Genomic DNA, 4,655 nt, shown 5'->3' on the forward strand with positions numbered 1-4,655 from the left:
GCCCCCGAGCCGACCGTCCGCGAGCTCGAGCAGGGCGCACGGGAGTTTTTGAAGGAGTTTTTCGGGCGCTGACGCCGGGGGCGCCGGACGCGCCCCACGCGTAAAACAAGCGGCCGACCGGACGGCCGCCCGTCCGATCAGTTCCGGAGATGCACCCTGGCCGGTGTCTGGGCGAGCGGCTCGGCGCCCGTCTCGCCGATCAGCACCGGATATTCCAGCCGCATGCCGGCCACCCCCGGCTGATACAGATGGGTGCCCAGGGCGATCACCATGCCGGGCGCCAGCACGTCGTCGCTCGCGAGGTTCATGAAGGGCCGGGTCCGGGCGCATGTTCCGAGCCCGTGGCCGAACAGCGGAAGCCCGAAGCGCTCGAAGCCGGTGCGTGCGAAGGCGGCGATGCCGTCCCGCGCGCAGTCGCGCACGGCCCGGCCGGGCTTCAGGCCCGCCACCATCGTCTCGACCACCGTCTCCCAGACCACGATGGCCTGTCGCTGCGCCGGGGTGGGCGTGCCGAAGAACACCGGGATCGACACGTCCGAGAGGTAGAGATCGATCATCGGGTGGAGGTCGACGATGACGAACTCGTCACGGCCGATCGGCCGCTCGGAGCTCTGCTGGGTGACGCCGCGCAGGAAGCTGGCCCGCTCCCCGGCCCCGACCTCGGTGCCGCCCGTGACCGACCACGACCAGATGCTCCCGTGATCGCGGATCGCCGCCTCGACGACACCGGCGACGTGATTCTCCGTGACGCCCTCGCGGATCGCCTCCAGCCCGGCCCGGAAGCCGATGTCGCCGACCGCCGCGGCGCGACGCAGCCGCTCGATCTCGGCCGGCGACTTGATCAGCATCAGGTCGTCGATCCAGCTCACGCCGTTGACCAGGGTCGCCCCGGAGAGGCGGGCCGCCACGTCGACATACTCGCCTGCGGTCAACATGCCGGGGGCGATCTGGGCGGCGCCCGGATGGGCGATGTCGAGCCCGATCGTCCCGCCCGCGGCGCCGTTCCGCTCGAGCCAGGCGGCGATGGCCTCGATCAGGCCGGAGCCGACGAACTCGACCACCGGCAGCGCGCAGCCCTCGGCGCGAACCCGCGCGGCGTCCATGGCCCAGTAGACGGCGGTGCAGTCGCCGGCCGCCGTCACCACGACGGCGCCGCGCCACGGCATGAAGGTGCCGCACAGATAGTGCAGCACCGCCTGCCGGGTGCCGACATAGGCGGCGACGTTCTCGCGCCGCAGCCGCGCCGCGAGCGCCGCGACCCGGGCCTCGAAATCGATCGCCTGCATGTCAATCCACCGTGATGCCGGCGCTGCGGACCGCCTGCGCCCATTTGTCGGTCTCGAGCGCGATGAAGCGAGCGAACTCGTCCGGCGAGGACCCGATCGGCTCGGCCGCCTGCTCGATCAGCTTCTGCCGCAACTCGGGGTCGGCGAGGGCCTCGACCACGGCGGCGTTGAGCCGGCGGACGATCGCGTCCGGCGTTCCGGCCGGCGCGACGATGCCGATCCAGCCGGTGGCGCTGTAGCCGGGCAGGCCCGCCTCGGCCACGGTCGGCACGTCCGGAATCACCGGCGAGCGCTGTGTCCCGGTGACGGCGAGGGCCTTGAGCTGGCCGGCCTGGACCAGCGGCAAGGCCGTCATCAGGGCGTCGAACATCACCTGGACGTGGTTGCCGACCATGTCGGTGAGAGCCGGCGCGCTGCCCTTGTAGGGCACGTGCGGCATGTCGAGACCGGCCTGATGAACGAACAGCTCGCCGGACAGATGCATCGAGGTGCCGATCCCGCCGGAGGCGCGCAGCACCTTGCCGGGATGGGCCCGCGCATACGTGATCAGCTCGGCGACCGACTGCGCCGGCAGCTTCGGATTGGCCACCAGCAGCAGCGGATACTGGACGACCTGCGAGACCGGCACGAAGTCCTTCTGCGAGTCGTAGGTGAGCTTGCGGTAGAGCGTCCGGTTGATGGCGTGGGTGCCGATCGTCGCCATCAGGATCGTGTAGCCGTCGGGCGCGCTCTTCGCGACCGTCTCGGCCCCCACATTGCCGCCGCCGCCGCCCTTGGCCTCGACGACGACCGGCTGCCCGAGCGGCCGCTCCATCTTGTCGGCGAGCAGGCGCGCGGTGAGGTAGGTCGGGCCGCCGGCCGCCGCCGGGACGACGAGCCGGATCGGGCGGCTCGGAAAATCCTCCGCCCGGGCCCTTTGGTCCGCCCCGGCCGTCACCAAGGTCGCCACTGCCGCCGCCAGCGCGAGCGCGACTCTCCGTCCCGCCACCGCTGGGCCGAACCGAACCCGCATCGGCCTCCTCCCGAGACTTGTGTTCGACTATCGAACATATTATCGTCTATCGACCAACCTTAGCAGCGCAGGACGACCGCGTAAATGCTCGCGACCCCGGACGAGATCGCCGCCTGGCCGGCCGGAAGCGACGGCTTCGTCGAGGCCTTCGCCAAGGGCCTGGCCGTGATCGGGGCCTTCGGGCCGGACGGCGGCACCCGCTCGCTGGCCGATCTCGCGCGCCGCACCGGCCTGCCCCGGGCCGGAGTGCGCCGCCTGGTGCTGACGCTCGTCGCGCTCGGCCTGGCGGAAGCCCGCGACGGTCGCTTCGCCCTGACGCCGCGGGTGCTGCGTCTCGGCTTCGCCTATCTCTCGACGCTGGGGCTGCGCGAGGTGGCGCAGCCGCTGATCGAAACGCTGTCACGGGAGGCCGACGAGGTGGTGGCCGTGTCGGTGCTCGACGGCGACGACCTCGTCTATGTGGCGCGCGCCGAGGTGCAGGGCGTGCTGCGCCGCAGTCTCACGGTGGGCAGCCGGCTGCCGGCGTTCTGCACCTCGATGGGCCGGGTGCTGCTGTCGGGGCTCCCCGACGACGAGGTCACGGCCCGGCTGAGCCGGGCCAGCCTTCCGGCGCACACGCGACACACCGTGACGGACCCGGCGACCCTTACCGCCGTGATCGCCGAGATTCGGCGCACCGGATGGACCATGGTGAGCGAGGAGCTGGAGATCGGCGCCTGCGGCATGGCGGCGGCGATCCGCGACGGCCGCGGCCACGTGGTCGCGGCCGTGAACATCAGCACCAATCTGGCGCGTCACACGCAGGAGGCGTTCGTGCGCACCTTCCGGGCGCGACTGCTGGCGACCGCGGAGGAAATTTCACGCCGGCTGCCGCCGGGCTGACCGCCCGGACGGCCGTCCTGATCAGTTCCGCGCCGTCGTCGACTCGTCGACGACCGGGCGGACGCGGTCGCCTTCGCGCAGGAAGGTGCCGGCGCGGCGGACGACGAGGTCGCCCTCGGCGAGGCCCTGGCGGATCTCGACATTGCCGCCCGACAAAAGGCCGATCGGCACCGGCCGGGTCTCGACCCGATTGTCGCGCACCACCTGGACGACCGGCCCGAGCGGCCCGAACAGCACGCCGGACAGCGGCACGCTCATGCCGCAGCTCGTCCCCACCTCGACGGTGGCGCGGGCGAAGGTGCCGATCTTGATGCGGCGGTCGTCGCCGAGCGAGATGCGGGCCTGGCCGGCCTGGGTCTGCGGGTTGATCTCCGGCGAGACGGTGCGCACCCGCCCCGTCACGGTGCCGAGCCCGGTGACGTCGATCCTGGCCGGCTGGCCGACCGCGATCTTGCCCATGCGGGTCGACGGGATGTCGGCCTGCAGCTCGACCTCGCCGCCGGCGATGACCAGGAACATTGGCGGGCCCTGCATCGACACCATGGCGCCGACCTGGGTCATGGTGCGGCCGACCACGCCGGCCACCGGCGCCTGGATGACGAAGTTTTGGGCCGGCGCGTTCATGCCCTCGACGCGGGCGAGCCGCGCCAGGATCTGGCCGGCGTTCACGGCGTCGCCGTTCTCGACCAGGATCTGCGAGACCCGCACGCCCTCGATGTCGGGCCGCACCTGGGACTCCTCGCGTGCCACCACGGTGCCGGCGACCCGCACCGTGTCGGAGAAGCAGGCGCGCTTCGCCCGCACGACCGAGACGGCCATGCCGGCCTGGTCCTCGGCCGCCTGGGCCGGAGCGGCCGCGACGGCACCGATGAGCGCGCCCGGGCTCGCGAGCGCGAGAGCCAAAAGCCCGGCCGCCGTAACGGAGCGGCCCGGAGACGCGGCCCGCAAACGATCAAGCTGGTGATGCAAAGTCATGTTCGCCTCGCACTGTCCGCCGAGGGACGACAATCGCGCCCCATTCCTGCACCGGCGGCCCCTCCCGATCAAGGGTGCGCCGGCGCGCCGGTCGGTTCGATCAGGCGGCGGATATCGGCGGGCGTCGCCCCGGCGGCGCGCAGCTCGCGCAGGCCGGTCGCCCGGGTCGACTTGGAGAGCTTTTGGCCGACCGCGTCGAGGATCAGGCCGTGGTGGCGATAGGCCGGCGCCGGCAGGCCGAGCAGCGCCTGCAGCAGGCGGTGGATCGCCGTGGCGGCGAACAGGTCGCGACCGCGCACCACCTCGGTGATGCCCTGCGCGGCGTCGTCGACGACCACCGCCAAATGATAGCTCGCCGGCACGTCCTTGCGGGCGATCACCACGTCGCCCCAGGCCTCGGGCCGGGCCGGCACCGTGCCGGTCTGGCCGGCCGGTCCCGCCCCGCGCTCCTCCCAGGACAGGCCCGCCGCCTGCGGCCCCAGCCGGGCCAGCGCGGCGGC

General features: G+C 72.6%; 5 protein-coding genes. 1 reads left to right on the plus strand and 4 read right to left on the minus strand.

The annotated features are described in order from the left end of the window. Positions 1-137 precede the first annotated feature (137 nt). Positions 138-1,286 (minus strand): M24 family metallopeptidase, encoded by a 1,149-nt coding sequence (locus tag CH341_RS28270; RefSeq protein WP_111422426.1) that lies wholly within the window; start codon positions 1,284-1,286, stop codon positions 138-140. Position 1,287: 1 nt separating this feature from the next. After that, entirely contained in the window at positions 1,288-2,298 is a 1,011-nt protein-coding gene (locus tag CH341_RS28275) for a Bug family tripartite tricarboxylate transporter substrate binding protein (protein ID WP_111422429.1), read from the minus strand. 84 nt (positions 2,299-2,382) lie between these two features. Between CH341_RS28275 and CH341_RS28280 the strand changes: the two genes are divergently transcribed. Continuing rightward, entirely contained in the window at positions 2,383-3,180 is a 798-nt protein-coding gene (locus tag CH341_RS28280; protein ID WP_111422431.1) for an IclR family transcriptional regulator domain-containing protein, read from the plus strand. A gap of 21 nt (positions 3,181-3,201) precedes the next feature. Here CH341_RS28280 and CH341_RS28285 read toward each other — a convergent pair whose 3' ends face one another. Beyond that, positions 3,202-4,155, minus strand: a complete 954-nt coding sequence (locus tag CH341_RS28285; RefSeq protein WP_111422434.1) for an efflux RND transporter periplasmic adaptor subunit — start codon at positions 4,153-4,155, stop codon at positions 3,202-3,204. A gap of 68 nt (positions 4,156-4,223) precedes the next feature. Then, the coding region (locus CH341_RS28290; RefSeq protein WP_245431288.1) for a glutamate--tRNA ligase family protein at positions 4,224-4,655 on the minus strand (432 nt) is incomplete at its 5' end.

It is taken from the genome of Rhodoplanes roseus, assembly GCF_003258865.1.
GTDB classification, from domain to species: Bacteria; Pseudomonadota; Alphaproteobacteria; order Rhizobiales; family Xanthobacteraceae; genus Rhodoplanes; species Rhodoplanes roseus.

Excerpts from the sequence above, each read along its gene's own strand:
- CH341_RS28270 (WP_111422426.1), bottom strand. The coding sequence starts at position 1,286 with ATGCAGGCGATCGATTTCGAGGCCCGGGTCGCGGCGCTCGCGGCGCGG.
- CH341_RS28285 (WP_111422434.1), bottom strand. The coding sequence starts at position 4,155 with ATGACTTTGCATCACCAGCTTGATCGTTTGCGGGCCGCGTCTCCGGGC.
- CH341_RS28280 (WP_111422431.1), top strand. The coding sequence starts at position 2,383 with ATGCTCGCGACCCCGGACGAGATCGCCGCCTGGCCGGCCGGAAGCGAC.
- CH341_RS28275 (WP_111422429.1), bottom strand. The coding sequence starts at position 2,298 with ATGCGGGTTCGGTTCGGCCCAGCGGTGGCGGGACGGAGAGTCGCGCTC.